The sequence below is a fragment of the Mariprofundus sp. EBB-1 genome, from assembly GCF_003665155.1.
GTDB lineage: Bacteria > Pseudomonadota > Zetaproteobacteria > Mariprofundales > Mariprofundaceae > Mariprofundus.
This window is the reverse complement of the sequence record NZ_RCFQ01000015.1, coordinates 19,065-36,047: the sequence shown is the minus strand read 5'-3', so window position 1 is coordinate 36,047 and position 16,983 is coordinate 19,065. Positions and strand designations below refer to the sequence as shown.

Sequence of the window (16,983 nt, the reverse complement as noted above, 5' to 3'; positions counted from 1 at the left end):
GGCTTACGCGGGCCAGACCAATACGGGCTTTCTTGCCGCCTGTGTTTCATCCAACCTGCGGCGAAACGGTTTCACAGGCGCTTCATGCAGGGCATCCGTATCACCGGCTTCGCATTGCGCTGCAATTTCCAGCATCGCATCACAAAAATTATCCAGTGTTTCACGTGATTCCGTTTCGGTTGGCTCAATCAGCATCGCCCCGTGTACAATTAGCGGGAAATAGACCGTCATCGGATGGAAACCCAGATCAATCAGCTGCTTGGCAATATCGAGTGTTTTAACGCCGTGTCTGTTCTGAATCTCATCAGTTAGCAAGCATTCGTGTTTGCACACACCGTCAAAGGGTACGTGATAAGCATCCTTCAAACGATGCAGAATATAGTTGGCATTGAGCACTGCGTCTTGTGCAATTTTATGCAGGTGTTCACGCCCGAACGCGGAGATATAGGCATTCGCACGCATATACACACCGGATTGACCGATGCTACCCAATACCGAACCGACCGATGTCCCCACATTACCCTGCAAAGCATACGCATCAGCATCTTTCACAATACGCGGTACCGGCATATATGGCGCCAGCGTCTCATTCACAGCAACAGGACCGGCTCCCGGGCCACCGCCACCATGTGGTGTAGCAAAAGTTTTATGCACATTGATATGCAAGCAATCGATGCCCATGTCGCCAGGGCGCGCTACACCAACAAGCGCATTCAAATTGGCTCCATCCCCGTAAACCAAACCACCAGCATCATGCACAAGCTGACAGATCTCTTTGACGTCTGATTCAAAAGCACCAGCAGTATTCGGATTGGTCATCATCAAGGCAGCCGTGCCGTCATTTAAATGCGCTTTCAGGACATCCAGATCAATGCGGCCATCAGGGCCGGATTTCAATTCGACCGTATGCATGCCACACAAGGCTGCTGAAGCAGGATTAGTGCCGTGAGCTGAATCAGGCACCAGTACAGTTCTGCGCTCAGTCTCACCACGCGCATCGAGGCAGGCACGAATCATCATCAGTCCAGTCAGTTCACCATGTGCCCCAGCCGCAGGTTGCAGCGTGACATGCGGAAAACCGGAAACCTCACCCAACCATTGCTGCACTTCATACAATAGTTCCAGTGCGCCCTGCACTGTCTCTTCCGGCTGATCCGGATGAATGTGCGCCAATCCGGGCAACCGTGCCACCTGCTCGTTGACACGCGGGTTATATTTCATGGTGCAGGAGCCAAGTGGATAAAATCCTGTTTCAATACCGTGATTCCACTGCGACAAGCGCACAAAATGACGTACTGTTTCAGGCTCGGACAGACCTGGAATGCCGGCAGGATTTTGGCGTGCAAAAACAGCCAGTGCATTCGGCATATCACCCTTTACTCCGGGCAAATGAATAGATTCGGCAGCATCATGTGCATGTTCAAACAACAAGGCTTCCTCATGCTGAATGCCATTGGTCGCTGAATATTTAAAGGCCGTATCGTTCATGTCTGAAACGCTCACAGGCTCACCTCCAGCACACGCAGATAATCGTGGATATCCGCCTCTTCAATCATCTCTGTGGTGGCGACAAGCAGATGCCTGTTCTCAGCACTCGGGCCAGCCTCTCCAAGATCAGCCTGTCCGACATCAAACCGTTCAAGCGGGATACCGGCAAATATATCATCGGCCTGTGCAGCAGCCATGAAACGCTGGCGTGCCTGATGATCGACAAAACTAAGTACGGTTTCGTTGTAATGTGCGCCTTCAAGCGCCGTGACATGATCGGGCAATTGCGATACCAGCAATTGCAATGCAGCAGCAGAATGACGCGCTACCGTGGATAAACCTGCATCTCCCATCAGCGTCATATAAGTGGCAGCTGCAGTACACATCAAGCCTTGGTTGGTACAGATATTCGATGTCGCTTTTTCGCGACGGATATGCTGTTCACGGGTCGATAGCGTTAACACAAAACCTCGCTTGCCATCAGCATCTTTGGTCAGACCACACACACGCCCGGGCATCTGACGCAGATATTTTTGTTTGCAGGTGAATAGCCCCAGATGCGGCCCCCCAAAAGCCATCGGAATACCCAGTGACTGGCCGGAACCGACGGCAATATCCGCTCCCATCGCACCGGGAGACTCAATCAGGGCAAATGCACTGACATCAGAAAACGCCACAACCATCAAACATTGATTGGCATCACACGCTTCACGCAGAGGTGCCAGATCATAAACGGAACCATAAAAATCAGGATATTGCACAATCACACAGGCTGTTTGCGCATCGATCGCAGCAATCACCTTGTCCAGATCAGTGCCGAAGCAGCCCATATCGACTTCTTCATATTCACCATCTAAACGCGACAGGTAATTGGCTGTAACACTACGGTAACGCGGATTCACAGATCCGGCCATCACTACCCTTTTTTTGCGACTCACACGGCGCGCCATCAAGGCTGCTTCTGCAGTTGCTGTGGCAGCCTCATACATCGAAGCATTGGATACATCCATGCCGGTCAAACGCGCAATCATGGTTTGAAACTCGAACAAAGCCTGTAATGTACCCTGAGCAATTTCAGGCTGATACGGTGTATAGGCGGTGAGAAACTCACCACGTGAAATCACATAATCAACAACGGCTGGCACAAAATGGTGATAGGTGCCGCCACCCAGAAAATAACGGGTGTTGGTCGCATTACGATTCTTTTCAGAAGCCTTGGTAAATTTACGCACAATGCCTGCTTCTGAAAGCGCTTCAGCAATATCCAGCTGACCTCGCTCCAGATGAAATACATCCGGGATATCTGAAAACAGGTCAGCAATGCCTGATACACCGATCGACTCAAGCATGGCTGAGCGATCAGTATCGGTATGGGGAAGAAACCGCATGGTTATGTCCTCTGCAATAATTTTACCGCAAAGGACGCAAAGTTACGCGAAGTAAAACCATAAGAGCAAACAAGAAAAGCGCCTTGGGCAGGCTCAGCTTCCCAATAAAGAAAGCGGCAACCTTATTCTTGAATTCCCTATAAAGATTTTGATCTACTTTGCGTTCCTTTGCGTACTCTGCGGTATAAAGATTTACTCTTCTAAAAATGTGTTGTACTCATCATCTGTCATCAACTCGACAGGTCCATCACCGATAACTTTCACTTTAGCAATCCAGCCGGCACCAAACGCATCGGTATTGACCTTCTCCGGTTCGCCTTCCAGCTCTTCATTCACTTCAATCACTTCACCGGCCACAGGCGCATAGACATCAGAAACAGCTTTTACAGATTCTACCACGGCATAGGCCTCACCGGCCTCTACCTCACGACCAACTTCCGGCAGCTCGACAAACACAATATCACCCAACGCTTCCTGGGCATGATCGGTAATGCCAAAGGTGGCGATATCGCCATCCATTCTGACCCATTCATGATCTTTGGTATATTTTACATTCGCAGAAATTGTCATCGTCCCTCTCCCTTTTCTACTAGAATTATCGTCTTACGTTGCTGCGTACAAAAGGTAGAACGGTGCGTTCGGCTGCCACCTGTTTACCACGAATCTCTACGCTCACTTCACCTGCTTCAGCGTGTTCAGGTTTTACATACGCTAATGCAACACCACCAGCCATAGGGCTGAACATGCCGGAAGTGATTTCTCCACTCAAGACACCATCCACACTGACCGGATAATGCTCGCGCGGAATACCGCGACCGGTCAATTTAATCGCAATCAATCGCTGTTGTGGCCCGCTCTCTTTGCGTGCTTCAACCGCTTCCTTACCGATAAAATAACCTTTCTCAAGCTTGGTAATCCACATCAATTTCGCTTCTACAGGTGTCACAGCATCAGAAATTTCATGGCCATAGAGTGCGTAGCCCATCTCTGTACGCAACATATCACGCGCAGCCAGACCAATCGGAACGGCTCCATTGGCAAGCAATGCATCCCACACATCTACAGCGATAGCATTGGGGATATAGATTTCAAAACCATCTTCACCGGTGTAACCGGTACGTGAGATGATGCCATCACAACCATTGATGGAAACTTCAGCAAACTTGTAATAACCAATCGACTCAAGATCGATATCCAATAGTGGTTGCAGTGCCGCCTGTGCAGTTGCCCCTTGTAGAGCCAATAATGTGGTGTCATCCGATTCATCCACCACCACCACATCAAAGTTAGCCGCCTCTGTTTGCAAATGCGCGACATCCTTGTGGCGATTGGCGGCATTGATACAGAGATAGTATGCGTTGTCGCCTAGTTTATAGGTGGTGATATCATCAATAAATGTGCCTGTTTCATTCAACAGGGCTGAATATTGCACCTGACCTTCCACCAGCTTCGAGACATCATTGGTGGTGAGGTATTGCAAAAACTCCAGCGCCTCATCTCCACTCACTCGCACCTGGCCCATGTGAGCGATATCAAAGATACCAGCCCCACCTTCACGCACAGCTGTATACTCTTTTAATGCGCCCATTTTATATTGTACAGGCATCTCAAAGCCTGCAAACGGCACCATCTTTCCGCCCAGGCCAACATGCGCAGCAAATAGTGCTGTTTTAGCCAGGGTTGCTTCTAATGTAGGCATCTATCCTTCTCCCAGGTGTGCTTTAAATGCTTGCACAGTATTAGCTAGCAACATGGTAATCGTCATCGGGCCCACACCACCGGGAACCGGGGTAATCCAGCCTGCACGCTTACTGGCATCTTCAAAAGCCACGTCTCCGGTTAACGTGCCATCTTCCAAACGATGGATACCAACATCCACAACGATAGCACCGGGTTTAATCCATTCGCCTTTAATCAGGCCCTGTTTCCCGGCTGCCGCCACCAACACATCCGCGCGTTCGACATGACTCTGCAAATCGCGGGTAAACTTATGCGTCACCGTCACCGTAGCTCCGGCCAACAATAATTCCAACGCCATCGGACGACCGACAATATTCGATGCACCAACAATCACACACTCTTTACCATGCAAATCAATGCCCGTTTCTTCGATCAACTTCATGCAGCCATACGGTGTGCACGAGCGCAGTGCCGGCTGACGCGCAGCCAACCGCCCAAGATTATAAGGGTGAAAACCATCCACATCCTTACTCGGGTCAATCGCTTCAATGATCGTCTCGGGATTAATGTGCGCAGGCACAGGCAACTGCACCAGAATACCATCTACTTTCGGATCCTGATTCAGTTCAGTAATCAGGCCAAGCAGATGTTGCTGCGTAGTATCGGCAGGCAACTCATGCGAATAAGAGGCAATGCCTGCTTTTTCACAACCTGTTTTTTTGGCGCGAACATAGACCTCTGAAGCAGGGTCGGAGCCAACCAGAATAACCGCCAGTCCGGGTTTGCGTCCGTGTTTGCGACTCTGCGCGTCAGCATCAAGCGCTATTTCCTGCCGCATGCGAGCAGCCAGGGCTTTACCATCTAGTATCTGTGCATTTAAAGTAGTCATATGACTGCGCATTGTTGCAGTATCGGCCTGTTCAGACAATCATAAGCTGCATGCTCACGGAGATACGCACAAAATGAAAAGCGACATGCGCATTGGCATTGATCTGGGTGGCAGCAAAATCGAGTTAATTGCACTCGATCATCATGACCGCGAACACATGCGCATACGTCGCCCAACACCGGCTGGCGACTATAAAGCAACCATCGCCTTGATTGTTGCAATGGTGAGTGAGGCAACGTCCAGTTTGCAGGCTGAGTGCAGCATTGGTATCGGCACACCCGGTGCCGTTTCACTCAGCACAGGACGCATGAAGAACTGCAACTCCACCTGCTTGAATAGTCAACCGCTACAACAGGATCTTGAGCGGGCATTACAGCGAAAAATCCGCCTGAGTAATGATGCCAACTGCTTTGCGCTCTCTGAAACCATACACGGAGCAGCACAGGGAGCGCGGGTTGTTTTCGGTGTTATTTTAGGCACCGGTGTGGGTGGAGGCTTGGTGATTAACGGTCAAATCATCGATGGAGCCAATCATATTGCTGGCGAATGGGGACACAATCCATTGCCGCTTTCGACCGCCACAGATTTCCCCGGGCCTGCCTGTTATTGCGGCAGACATGGCTGCATTGAAAGCTGGCTCTCAGGGCCTGCCATGGCTGCCTGCCACCAACGTGATACTGGTGACTTCCTTAGTGCCGAAGCCATTGCACATGCCGCAGCATCCGGAGACATAGATTGCACAGAGACACTGGAACGCTATTTTCAAAGAGTAGCCATGGCACTGGCGACTGTGATTAATATAGTTGATCCTGATGTGATCGTACTGGGCGGTGGTCTATCCAATATCGATGCTCTGTACAGACGCGTTCCAGAGCTATGGTTGCCATATATTTTTTCAGATGACGTGCGCACTACACTGCTGCCGCCAGAGCACGGTGATTCATCCGGCGTGTATGGTGCAGCCTGGTTATGGGAGAAAACATGAAAATTGTACATATTGCACTATTGGTAAGCGACCTCAACAGAGCTGCCCGCTTTTACGAACAGGTGTTCGATCTACAACGCCTTGCGCGCCCTGCTGCACTTGCTTTTGATGGCCTATGGTATGGCCTTGACGGTGGCCAGCAGATTCACCTTATGCTGCTCGATAATCCTTATGAAAATTGCCCTAAACCTCTACATGGAGGACGTGACAATCATGTCGCCATGCAAACTGATGATATCAAATTGATCGCCAGCAAGCTTGATGCGATGGATGTACCATATACCATGAGTAAATCCGGTCGGAACGCACTGTTTTGTCGTGATCCAGATGGTAACACCATCGAATTAACCACATAAATACTTGAAGATTTTTCCATAGGCATCCTGACCATCTGCGAACACCGTTAATATTTACTGTAGCTACCCCATTTTCTCAAGACCAGTAACTTTCCCTCTCAACAACAACCATGATTGGAGCCAGTTTATCTATGGCATAGATATTGCTCAAATCAATGGTTATTGAACTTTTAATTCAGGGAATCGGGGTGGATAGTCGGTATGCAATTATCATTACCAGTAAAGTTTGCATCAATGTCATTTATTATCACCCTGTTTGGTGTGCTTGGCGTAGCTATGATGGCCTATCTCGAATCTGATCAGTTATTGCAGCAAGAAGCCATTCATAGCTTATCCATGCAGGTACAAGAAGAATGCGATTTATTAAGTTCCAATGCAGAGGTGGTAAGATCAGATGTGGCCTTTTTATCCCAATCTGAGCCCGTGCAATCACTGACCCAAAAGTTCGCCAAAGGTCTTCCTATTCAGACAGATATCAGGCATTTGGAAATGCTTTTTTCCAATCTGCTGGTGCAACACAAAATGTATTCTCAGGTACGTTTAATTGGCGTGGCCAACGATGGACATGAGCTAGCGCGGGTAGCTCGTTTGGCACACGGTATTACAGTCATTCCCAACAGTAAGTTAATGAAAAAAAATAAGCGGGATTATTTCCAGGCATCCATCAAACTCAAACCGGGAGAGTTTCGTTTTTCCGATATCACCCTAAATCGGGAACATGGTGTCATTACCCTGCCGCCGCAACCAATGTTGCGCGTTTCAACAGCGCTATTTGATGATAATGGTGCAATCTATGCCATTTTGCTAATCAATGTTGATTTCAACCTACTGGCGCAATCTTTTCTGGCTCATATCGAGCACAGCGATGATCAGCAACACTATTTTATTGCCAATGCGCATGGTGATTACATCGTACATCCTGATGCACACAAAAACATGGCTTTTGAACTCGGGCGGCAGGCCACTTTGCAGCAGGACTTTCATATCGAAGGTGCACTTTTACAAAACAACAAGCATGCATCGAACAGTATTGATCAATATCTGTTCGATGATTCGGGGAGTATATTAATGCTCGGCAAAGTACTCCTTGATCAGAGCCACCCTAATCGTTTTTTGCATATAGGAGGTACATTCACACTGCATCAGTTACGCCAACAATCACTTGCCTTACGCGACAGAATGCTATGGCTGACCCTATTGCTGGCCATTTTTCTAGGCGTAGTCACATATTATTGGGCGCGCTATTTAACCCGCCCTGTGCGTAAGATGATCGATGTTGCAGTCAAAATCAGTGAAGGCGAAAAAGACGTGCCTATGCCGAACACAGGCAAAGATGAAATTGGTTTATTAAGCCATGCTCTGCAACAGATGGTAACGCATTTAAGAGAATCGCGTCAAAAAACAGAAGCCCTCAACGTTGCACTGGAAGTGAAAGTAAATAACCGCACTGCAGAGTTAGGCAGATTAGCAGAAGAACTGGAAAGCCAGAATACTCAACTGGAAAAGGCTTTGATCAATGCCGAACAGGCTGCTGTAGCCAAAAGTCAGTTTCTGGCCACCATGAGCCATGAGATCCGTACACCGTTAAATGGAGTATTAGGATTAACTGAGCTGGTACTTTCCTCAAAAATGTATCCGGCCCAGCGCAAACGCATGGAAGTGATACAGTCGAGCGGCAAGGCACTATTAACGATTTTGAACGACATTCTCGATTTCTCCAAAATTGAAGCAGGCCAGATGGAGACGAAAGCAATCGAGTTTAATCCCAACCACGTGATTGAGGATGTTGTACAGCTGTTTTCCTCTCAGGTTAACCAGGATGAAAGCACTCTGGAATTGATTGCCAGAGGCATCCCTGTCGTAAAAAATGTAGTAATAGGCGATTCAGATCGCTTACATCAAGTGATGTTAAATTTGGTATCTAATGCCATTAAGTTTACCCAACAGGGTGAGATTTTGATTGCTGTCGATATGCTGTCGGAAAGCGATTTACAGGTTATTGTGCGCTTTCAGGTTGCCGATACAGGTAGAGGCATTTCTGTTAAAGATCAAGCCCGTTTGTTTGAAGAATTCACCCAGGCCGATGGTACCGATACACGTAAACATGGCGGCACAGGTTTGGGACTGGCTATTGTGAAGCGATTGGTATCCATGATGGGTGGTGACATTGCGGTGAAAAGTGAGATCGGCAAAGGCTCATGCTTTTATTTCGATCTCACGCTGAAAAAGTCCACTCCGATTGCAGCAGGGCCCCATCAATATAATGCTGAATTTTCACAGTGGCGGGCCTTGGTGGTCGATGACAATGCGACCAATCGCAACATATTGCATGGCCTGTTAGCCGGTTGGGGCGCGAGTTGCGATGTGTGTAGCAGCGGAGAAGATGCCAAACAACGCTTACTAGAGATGACAAGCCAATCTACTGCCTATGATATGATATTTATAGATCATCAAATGCAAGGTATGGATGGCATGATGCTGGCACGTGTGATTAAGGAGACACCTGAACTTTCCGACTTGAAAGTTATCATGACCACATCACTGGATTTTACGTTTGATGATGCCTTGCGCCAAAAATATGGCCTGAATGGTTTTATGCGTAAGCCGATTTATGTGCATTCGCTGTGTGAAACAGTGCTCGATGTGATGGGAGTCAGAAAGCGAATCATTCGTGCTGATACAGAGATTGGTGTTATTCAGCGCGATGAACGCATCCTGCTGGCTGAAGATAATGCCGTGAATGAGCAAGTGGCCGTGGGCATGTTGAAGAACCAAGGCTTTGCCAATGTAGATGTGGCACACAATGGCCTGGAAGCACTGACCCTGTATGCCGAACATGACTATGATTTGATTTTGATGGACGTGCAGATGCCAGATTTGGATGGCATTGCTGCCACCCGCGAAATCCGAGAACTGGAACAGTTCAGTGAAAACGCACAACAGATTCCCATTATCGCACTTACAGCACATGCACTCGATGCGGATATGCAGCGCACCCGGGATGCAGGCATGAATGCCCACTTGACTAAACCACTCACCGGCAAAGCACTAAAAGAAACGATGGCCGAATGGTTGCCATTACAAACACAAGCGACCTCCCAAGCCAGCAGCGCAACCATCGAGGAAGAAAAACATCGCCAGGAGCCTGCGCTAGCCGTCGTAGATGAAGCTGTACTGCGACAACTACGAACGGATATGGGCTTTGGTATAGGCATGATTATCGACACCTATTTATCCGAGTTGCCCAAACAGATCGAAGCTATTGAAGCCGCTATTGCTGCTGCTGATGGCGATACACTGCGCCGTAATGGACACCGATTAAAAGGTGCCAGCCGCTCCATTGCAGCCGCGACATTGGGCGAACTATGTTTTCAGCTTGAACAACTTGGCCAAAACAACGATATCGAAGCCGCCGCGAGTGTATTCAAGGAATTCAAACAAGCTGCAGAAGAGGTGCAGGAAGCTCTCACCGCCAACTGGTTATCCGACATCCGCTAGTAAGCTAAAAAACAGAAAAAGGTGCTATAATGAATGATATGAATTTGATAGAGAAAGGGGCAACGGTATTGGTTGCCGATGATGACCCAATGTTTTGTGTTATGCTGACTCAATTTTTTCAAGCCAATGGTTATGTAGTCATCACTGTTGACGATGGTGAACAGGCAGTGAAAATATTTGAACAACAGCATCCGGCAATGATCATGCTAGATGGTGATATGCCGGTAATGGATGGCTTTGCCGCTTGCGAAGTCATTCGCACATTGCCCGGAGGTGAGGAGCTGCCGATATTTATGATCACAGCTTTGGAAGGGAAGGCAGCCATGGATTGTGCTATCGCGGTGATGGCTTCTGACTTTGTCACCAAGCCCATTCAATTCCCTGAGTTGCGCAACAAGCTAAGCTGCGTCATGGAATTTGATCTCACATGACTCCTGTCTTCCCTACCCAAATCCCAACAAGCTGTTAAATCTGGTGAATCTATGACCTCAAAATTAAACGTCGTTGTAGTGGAAGGCGATCCGAAAGCACGCCTGGCCATGGTTCATGCGCTCAACAAACAAGTCGGCATTAACGTGAACGGTATCGCCTCTGATGTAATGCAGGCGCGTATGCAGGTAAAAATTCGTAAACCTGATGTATTGGTATTAGGGGTTAATCAAAACAGCGATGCCATCACTCACTTTTTAATACAAATGACGGAAGAGAAATCACTGGCTATGGTGATTGTAGCCAGTGAAACATTGCCCAAGTCCAGTACCTACTTGAATGCAATCAGCTCCTGCATTGCCACAGTGATGATCAAACCGCCGCTTGAAACTACGGTCCAGCAGGCAGCTTTTTTCGACAAGCTAACTCAGCGAATTAAACGTATTTCGCAACAGTTCACGCAGAAACATGGCCCTGCAGTAAAGACTCTCACTGCCGTAGAACAGCCTGCCCCCCCCCGCCTGACAAGCAGCAAAAAAAATATGGCGACAGCAGAGAGACACCATCCCACGCAAGATAAATTGATTGCGCTTGGAGCCTCAACAGGCGGCACAGAAGCACTCCGTCACGTCATTGCTAAATTCCCTGCAGATACGGGGGCAGTCGTGCTTGTGCAGCATATTCCCACAACTTTTTCTGCATCATTTATTGATAGGCTGGATCAAGCTTCACCGATGCATGTGGTATCTGCTGAAGAAGGCATGGAAATCTGCAAGGGTTTTATTTATGTCGGTGCCGGCGATGAACATTTCACCATCGAGCGCAATGGTCAGGGTTATATTTGTCATGTTGGGGGTAAGGATCCCATGAATAGCCATTGTCCATCGGTAGATATGCTCTTCAATTCGGTTGCCAAACATGCAGGCTCAAAAGCAATTGGCGCATTGATGACCGGCATGGGGGAAGATGGCGCCTCCGGTCTGAAAAAAATGCGCCAGTCCAATGCCCGAACTGTAGCACAAGATAAAGCCAGCTCCGTCGTATGGGGCATGCCCGGTGCAGCTGTAAAAATAGGCGCAGCCGAAGAAGAGGTGGCGCTCAACGCGCTCGGAGATCACTTAATCACTCTATGCAAATAGCTTTAAAATAAAGAGTAAAACAAAAAACGCTTAGTGCAACATCCGCAATACAGCGGCCCGGCATGTGCAAGTGGCAGCAATCACACATCTTAAAAAACTTACAAACACAGTCTTTATGCTATAATATGTGTTAGTTGAGAAGCCTATTTTAGAAATTTGAGGGTGCTTTTACTGCCATGAAAAAGACTATTCTTCATATGAATCCATTACAGCTCTCTCTGCTGGTTGCCATTCCATTTGTGCTGATGTTTAGCATCATTAATTTTAGTCAGGGCTTCAATGGTTTGGGTCAAATCGAACTGCTCATGGTCGCTTCACTTGCCTCTCTCTATCTCTGGACCAGAAAAGTAGAAATGCTTTTTGTGCAACAAAACCTCTTCATCATCCATGCCGCCACCCTATTTTCTCTGCTGTTTTTACAGGGTGGTTTTAGTGGTATTGGTTTCATCTGGAGCTTTGGCTTCCCATTTATCGCCTGCTTAAGTGCAGGCTCCCGAATTGGTCTGATATGGACTGTAATTTATGCGCTGATTATCGCAATTTTAAGCGCCACCATTGGTGATCTCATTTGGCAAAAAGCAGCCTATATTAGCCTGGCTTATGTTGCTTTCAGCCTGATCGCCGCTTACACCATTACTTGGCGCGAATTGCGCGAAGAAAATAGTCTACATCGCATCCTGGACACCACTTCACGTCTCAAACATAAAGAACATGCATTACTAAACAATAAAATGAGTCACCGCACCCTGCTCGATAGCCTGCCACATGCCTTAGCTGTGCATTGCAATGACCGTTGGGTCTATTGCAATCCGATTGCTGCCGACTTGTTCGGCGCTAGTGGTACTGAGGAGATCATTGGCACATCCATTTACGATTATGTTCAAGATGATGATCTGGAAAAGGTAAAAGAGCGCATTGCCAACATGATCAAACATGCCCGCCCCGCCCCAGTGGTTGATGAAACAATCATTCGCAAAGACGGCCAGACTATCGTTGCGAGGATTCAATCCAGCCCGGTTATTTATGATGGTGAGCCCGCCTTTCTAGTTACCGCTGAAGATTCACGCCAACACACAAGCAATCAGCCCCTATCATCCAACGATCACAGTGATCGGCTCGAACATGCGCAACGGCTGGAATCGCTTGGCGTGCTGGCTGGCGGCATAGCCCACGATTTTAACAACCTGCTGGCAGCGATTTCCGGCAATGCAGAATTGGCTCGCAGTAGTCTGGATAAAGAAGCAGAAGCAACTACCCATATCGATAATATCAGCGACGCCTGCGATCACGCTGCGGAGTTATGTAAACAGATGCTCGCATATGCCGGAAAAGGTAGTTATGAACTCGATATTCTTGATCTTAACGAGATGGTAAAATCGACTGGTAAGCTTATTCGAGCCTCGGTAAGTAGTCATATTGCACTTAAAATAAAACTGGCCAAAACACTGCCCGGCATTGAAGGCGACATGGCCCAAATTCAACAACTGATCCTTAACTTCATCGTTAATTCTGCCGATGCCATTGGCCCCAAGTCGGGTGAAATCAAAGTATCTACTGGTGCCCGCAACATAGACCGCCAAATGCTGGATAAACTGTATAATGGCTCATGCCTGAAACCCGGCCAATACGTCATTATCGAAGTCTCTGATACTGGTCGCGGTATGAGTCTTGAGATGATTTCAAAGATTTTTGACCCTTTCTTTACCACCAAAGAAACCGGTAGTGGTCTGGGCCTATCTGCCGTACTTGGTATTGTGCGCGGTCACCATGGTGCCATTCAGGTGCATAGTTCAGAGGGTAGAGGCACGGCGTTCCGTGTCTATCTGCCATCTACTGATCAAGAGTTTAAAGCGACCATGATCAGCACTGTCGAAGTCGATGCCTGGCAAGGAGATGGTAAAGTGCTCATTGTCGATGACGATATGCGGGTACGCCAAGTAGGCAAAGCTTTCATAGAAAGCTTGCACTTTACGGTGATGACCGCCGATGATGGCAAAGAAGGCTTGGAAGTATTCGCCAAACATCATACTAATCTGGCAGCAGTACTCCTCGATATGACCATGCCTGTGCTCGGGGGTGTCGAAGCCATGGCGGGTATGCGTGAAATTGATAGTAACGTACCGATTATACTGGTTTCCGGCTATTCAGAGGTTGAAGCCGGTTCTCTCATCGCAGGCGATCGCCCTGATGCGTTTTTGCAAAAACCATTTAAAGCCAAAACGCTAAAAACCACGCTCTATGAGGTCATGCATTCCACCTCTAAACAAGGCTAAACAAAACAAAGTACCCATTGGCTGAGTAAACAGTCCATGTTGTATTGGTGCATTCAGAATGCCCCAAGGGCGAATAGAGAAGGCATAATCTACGTTGTTGTGCTTCCTTGAATGAGCTACTGCTAGTCCTGCGGTCGCATGCCTAACAGCTAAGGTCTTCTTCTATCCGCTGAATCCGTCAATACAACATGGACTGTGTACTATGCCTCACGATAGGCTGCGCAACCATGCAAGTCAGCGATTTTAATTTTGAATTACCCGAACACCTGATAGCCAAGCAACCGTTAAAGCAACGCGATGCTTCACGCCTGCTTTGTCTTTCCGATAGTGGCTGCACAGATGCGCGCATTAGCGATTTAGCGGCGCTTGTTCAGCCCGGTGATGTCTGGGTATTAAATGATACGAAGGTTATTCCTGCCCGATTAACCGGCACAAAGCCCAGCGGCGGAAAAGTGGAAGTCTTACTTCTTGAGCCAACAGGGGATGACAACTGTTGGATCGCCTGGGGCAAGTGCAATAAACCATTGAAACCCGATACCATCATTCACTTCAGTGATAATTTTTCAGCCAAAGTCTTGCGCCGTGATGGCAAACAGATTGAAGTACAGTTATTCGCTGATGATGTAGGCACAGCTATTGAAACACATGGCCATATGCCGCTTCCGCCATATATCAATCGCCCTGACACTGAAGAGGATAAAGCGCGTTATCAAACCGTTTTTGCACGTCACTCCGGTGCTGTTGCTGCGCCAACTGCCGGACTACACCTGACCACAGCATTAATGGCTGCAATGCAGCAAGCAGGTGCCGAATTTGTACATCTCACGCTGCATGTTGGCCCCGGTACCTTTCAACCGGTACAGGTCGATAGCCTGAGCGAACATATCATGCACGAAGAGGCATACATCGTGCCCGCAGAAACAGCTAAAACAATCAACCAGGCCAAAGCAGACGGCAAGCGCATTGTAGCTGTCGGCACCACCAGCCTGAGAACATTGGAAGCCGCCAGCCAACACGGCACACTGCAGGCAGGTGCTGCCAGAACTTCCATCTTCATATATCCGGGGTACCATTTCCAGATGGTGGACGCCTTATTAACCAACTTTCACCTGCCCAAATCAACCCTCATTATGCTGGTTGCAGCACTGGCAGGTCAGGATCGTGTACTGGCTGCCTATGAACATGCCAAAGCGCATGATTACCGTTTCTACTCCTACGGAGATGCCATGTTTGTACCTCGATTAGAAAGCGCATGAAGATATTACTGGCACAAATCGCACCACGAGTTGGTGATCTTAACGGCAATGTAAAACTGATACATGAGGCCATGGCCAAGGCAGAAGCTGGGCTTTGTGACCTGCTCGTACTACCAGAATTAGTCATCACCGGTTATCCACCCGAAGATCTACTACAACGCCCGGCTTTCATGGACCTTGTAGTGCAAGCGATCCATGCAGTGGTCAGCGCCAGTCATAATAGCTGCGTAGTTTTCGGTGCCCCGCGTCAAGATGGTAACCATCTGAGAAATAGCGTATTTCTAGCCCAACATGGCAAGATCATCGGCATCTATGATAAACAATGTCTGCCCAATTATGGTGTGTTTGACGAACGTAGATATTTTGAGCCTGGAAATGGTGAAACATGCAGCTTTAAGGTGAATAGTTGGCATATTGGTATCGGCGTATGTGAAGATCTATGGAGTGATGAACTCGCCTCCAAACAGGCCGATATTGCATGTGATGTCTGGCTTAATCTGAACGCCTCTCCCTTCCACATTGGTAAACAAGCAGATCGCGAAGCTCTGGTGCAACGCCGGGCCCAAGCATTTTCTGCTCCGGTGATTTATGTGAATCCTGTTGGCGGCCAGGATGAGATTGTCTTTGATGGCGGCTCTCATGTGGTGGATGCGTTGGGTAATTTACTCATGCGCGCGCCACTGTTTGAGCCATGCCAGAAAATCATCGATCTTGGGGCGGTTGGTACCAGTGATATCACTCCATTGCCAGACCCCATGCAGCAAATTTACCAAGCATTGGTCATGGGTGTCGCCGATTACGTACTGCGTAATGGCTGTAAACAGGTAGTGATTGGTCTATCCGGCGGCATTGATTCAGCCTTAACGGCGGTGATTGCGGTAGAAGCACTGGGTGCAGACAATGTACTCGGTGTATTGCTGCCATCCCGCTATTCCAGTGATCACTCTATTGCAGATGCAGAAGCGCTGGTCACTACCCTTGGCATAGCATCCATCACCTTGCCTATCGCTGATAGTGTTACTTCGGTAGAAGCCACGCTGGCAAACTCCTTTGCCGCCTGGGGGAAATCAGCACCCGATATCACCGAGGAAAATATTCAGGCCCGCATGCGTGGCGTATTACTTATGGCCATATCCAACAAGACAGGACGCATGGTGCTCACCACGGGTAATAAATCAGAGATGGCAGTCGGATATGCCACCTTGTATGGCGACATGGTTGGTGGCTTTGCTGTACTCAAAGATGTGTACAAAACAGATGTGTTTGCTCTGTGCCGCTGGATTAACCGCGTTGAGGAGATCATTCCTGCCAACACCATCAACAAACCACCATCAGCCGAATTGCGCCCGGATCAGAAAGATTCCGATTCTTTGCCCGATTATGATGTGCTCGATGCGATTCTCAGTGCCAATATCGAAGAACGTTTAAGTGTAGATGCCATTGCCGCACGTGGTTATGACAAGGCAGAAGTAAAACGCATTATACGACTACTACAACTAGCCGAATATAAACGTCGCCAGGCTGCCCCCGGTGTGAAAATCACAGAACGCGCCTTTGGCCGCGATCGGCGTTACCCCATCACCCACGGTTTTTGGGAATAGC

General features: G+C 48.3%; 13 protein-coding genes. 8 read left to right on the top strand and 5 right to left on the bottom strand.

The annotated features are described in order from the left end of the window. Positions 1–3: 3 nt before the first annotated feature. From gcvPB to folD, 5 genes are all read right to left on the bottom strand, one after another. Complete coding sequence (gene gcvPB / locus D8Y20_RS07730) at positions 4–1,488, bottom strand: aminomethyl-transferring glycine dehydrogenase subunit GcvPB (RefSeq protein WP_121542496.1); 1,485 nt, start codon at positions 1,486–1,488, stop codon at positions 4–6. A gap of 11 nt (positions 1,489–1,499) precedes the next feature. Continuing rightward, positions 1,500–2,876, bottom strand: coding sequence for an aminomethyl-transferring glycine dehydrogenase subunit GcvPA (gene gcvPA / locus D8Y20_RS07725; RefSeq protein ID WP_121542468.1), 1,377 nt, complete (start codon positions 2,874–2,876; stop codon positions 1,500–1,502). Between the two features lie 192 nt (positions 2,877–3,068). Further along, positions 3,069–3,446 (bottom strand): glycine cleavage system protein GcvH, encoded by a 378-nt coding sequence (gene gcvH, locus D8Y20_RS07720; RefSeq protein WP_121542467.1) that lies wholly within the window; start codon positions 3,444–3,446, stop codon positions 3,069–3,071. Between the two features lie 25 nt (positions 3,447–3,471). Further along, positions 3,472–4,575, bottom strand: coding sequence for a glycine cleavage system aminomethyltransferase GcvT (gcvT, locus tag D8Y20_RS07715; RefSeq protein ID WP_121542466.1), 1,104 nt, complete (start codon positions 4,573–4,575; stop codon positions 3,472–3,474). Continuing rightward, positions 4,576–5,445: a bifunctional methylenetetrahydrofolate dehydrogenase/methenyltetrahydrofolate cyclohydrolase FolD gene (folD, locus tag D8Y20_RS07710; RefSeq protein ID WP_121542495.1), complete on the bottom strand. Its 870-nt coding sequence runs from the start codon at positions 5,443–5,445 to the stop codon at positions 4,576–4,578. Between the two features lie 85 nt (positions 5,446–5,530). Here folD and D8Y20_RS07705 point away from each other — a divergent pair, with 85 nt between their 5' ends. The 8 genes from D8Y20_RS07705 (at position 5,531) to D8Y20_RS07670 (ending at position 16,982) form a co-directional block, all read left to right on the top strand. Further along, positions 5,531–6,430, top strand: coding sequence for an ROK family protein (locus D8Y20_RS07705; protein WP_121542494.1), 900 nt, complete (start codon positions 5,531–5,533; stop codon positions 6,428–6,430). Then, positions 6,427–6,786 (top strand): VOC family protein, encoded by a 360-nt coding sequence (locus D8Y20_RS07700; protein ID WP_121542465.1) that lies wholly within the window; start codon positions 6,427–6,429, stop codon positions 6,784–6,786. Before D8Y20_RS07705 ends, D8Y20_RS07700 begins: the two co-directional genes overlap by 4 nt. A 201-nt stretch (positions 6,787–6,987) precedes the next feature. Then, the gene (locus tag D8Y20_RS07695) at positions 6,988–10,284 is read left to right on the top strand and encodes a response regulator (RefSeq protein WP_121542464.1); all 3,297 of its coding nucleotides are present in this window, start codon (positions 6,988–6,990) and stop codon (positions 10,282–10,284) included. Between the two features lie 29 nt (positions 10,285–10,313). Then, positions 10,314–10,715: a PleD family two-component system response regulator gene (locus D8Y20_RS07690; protein WP_121542463.1), complete on the top strand. Its 402-nt coding sequence runs from the start codon at positions 10,314–10,316 to the stop codon at positions 10,713–10,715. A 51-nt stretch (positions 10,716–10,766) separates the two neighbouring features. Further along, the gene (locus tag D8Y20_RS07685; RefSeq protein WP_121542462.1) at positions 10,767–11,852 is read left to right on the top strand and encodes a chemotaxis protein CheB; all 1,086 of its coding nucleotides are present in this window, start codon (positions 10,767–10,769) and stop codon (positions 11,850–11,852) included. 176 nt (positions 11,853–12,028) lie between these two features. Continuing rightward, the gene (locus D8Y20_RS07680) at positions 12,029–14,125 is read left to right on the top strand and encodes an ATP-binding protein (protein ID WP_236075332.1); all 2,097 of its coding nucleotides are present in this window, start codon (positions 12,029–12,031) and stop codon (positions 14,123–14,125) included. Positions 14,126–14,352: 227 nt separating this feature from the next. After that, positions 14,353–15,381, top strand: a complete 1,029-nt coding sequence (gene queA / locus D8Y20_RS07675) for a tRNA preQ1(34) S-adenosylmethionine ribosyltransferase-isomerase QueA (protein WP_121542461.1) — start codon at positions 14,353–14,355, stop codon at positions 15,379–15,381. Beyond that, entirely contained in the window at positions 15,378–16,982 is a 1,605-nt protein-coding gene (locus tag D8Y20_RS07670; RefSeq protein ID WP_121542460.1) for an NAD+ synthase, read from the top strand. The genes queA and D8Y20_RS07670 overlap by 4 nt, the downstream gene beginning before the upstream one ends. Position 16,983: the final 1 nt, after the last annotated feature.

Bases quoted from the DNA above. Each gene is read 5' to 3' on its own strand.
- gcvPB (WP_121542496.1), bottom strand. From the start codon at position 1,488: ATGAACGATACGGCCTTTAAATATTCAGCGACCAATGGCATTCAGCAT.
- gcvPA (WP_121542468.1), bottom strand. From the start codon at position 2,876: ATGCGGTTTCTTCCCCATACCGATACTGATCGCTCAGCCATGCTTGAG.
- gcvH (WP_121542467.1), bottom strand. From the start codon at position 3,446: ATGACAATTTCTGCGAATGTAAAATATACCAAAGATCATGAATGGGTC.
- gcvT (WP_121542466.1), bottom strand. From the start codon at position 4,575: ATGCCTACATTAGAAGCAACCCTGGCTAAAACAGCACTATTTGCTGCG.
- folD (WP_121542495.1), bottom strand. From the start codon at position 5,445: ATGACTACTTTAAATGCACAGATACTAGATGGTAAAGCCCTGGCTGCT.
- D8Y20_RS07705 (WP_121542494.1), top strand. From the start codon at position 5,531: ATGCGCATTGGCATTGATCTGGGTGGCAGCAAAATCGAGTTAATTGCA.
- D8Y20_RS07700 (WP_121542465.1), top strand. From the start codon at position 6,427: ATGAAAATTGTACATATTGCACTATTGGTAAGCGACCTCAACAGAGCT.
- D8Y20_RS07695 (WP_121542464.1), top strand. From the start codon at position 6,988: ATGCAATTATCATTACCAGTAAAGTTTGCATCAATGTCATTTATTATC.
- D8Y20_RS07690 (WP_121542463.1), top strand. From the start codon at position 10,314: ATGAATGATATGAATTTGATAGAGAAAGGGGCAACGGTATTGGTTGCC.
- D8Y20_RS07685 (WP_121542462.1), top strand. From the start codon at position 10,767: ATGACCTCAAAATTAAACGTCGTTGTAGTGGAAGGCGATCCGAAAGCA.
- D8Y20_RS07680 (WP_236075332.1), top strand. From the start codon at position 12,029: ATGAAAAAGACTATTCTTCATATGAATCCATTACAGCTCTCTCTGCTG.
- queA (WP_121542461.1), top strand. From the start codon at position 14,353: ATGCAAGTCAGCGATTTTAATTTTGAATTACCCGAACACCTGATAGCC.
- D8Y20_RS07670 (WP_121542460.1), top strand. From the start codon at position 15,378: ATGAAGATATTACTGGCACAAATCGCACCACGAGTTGGTGATCTTAAC.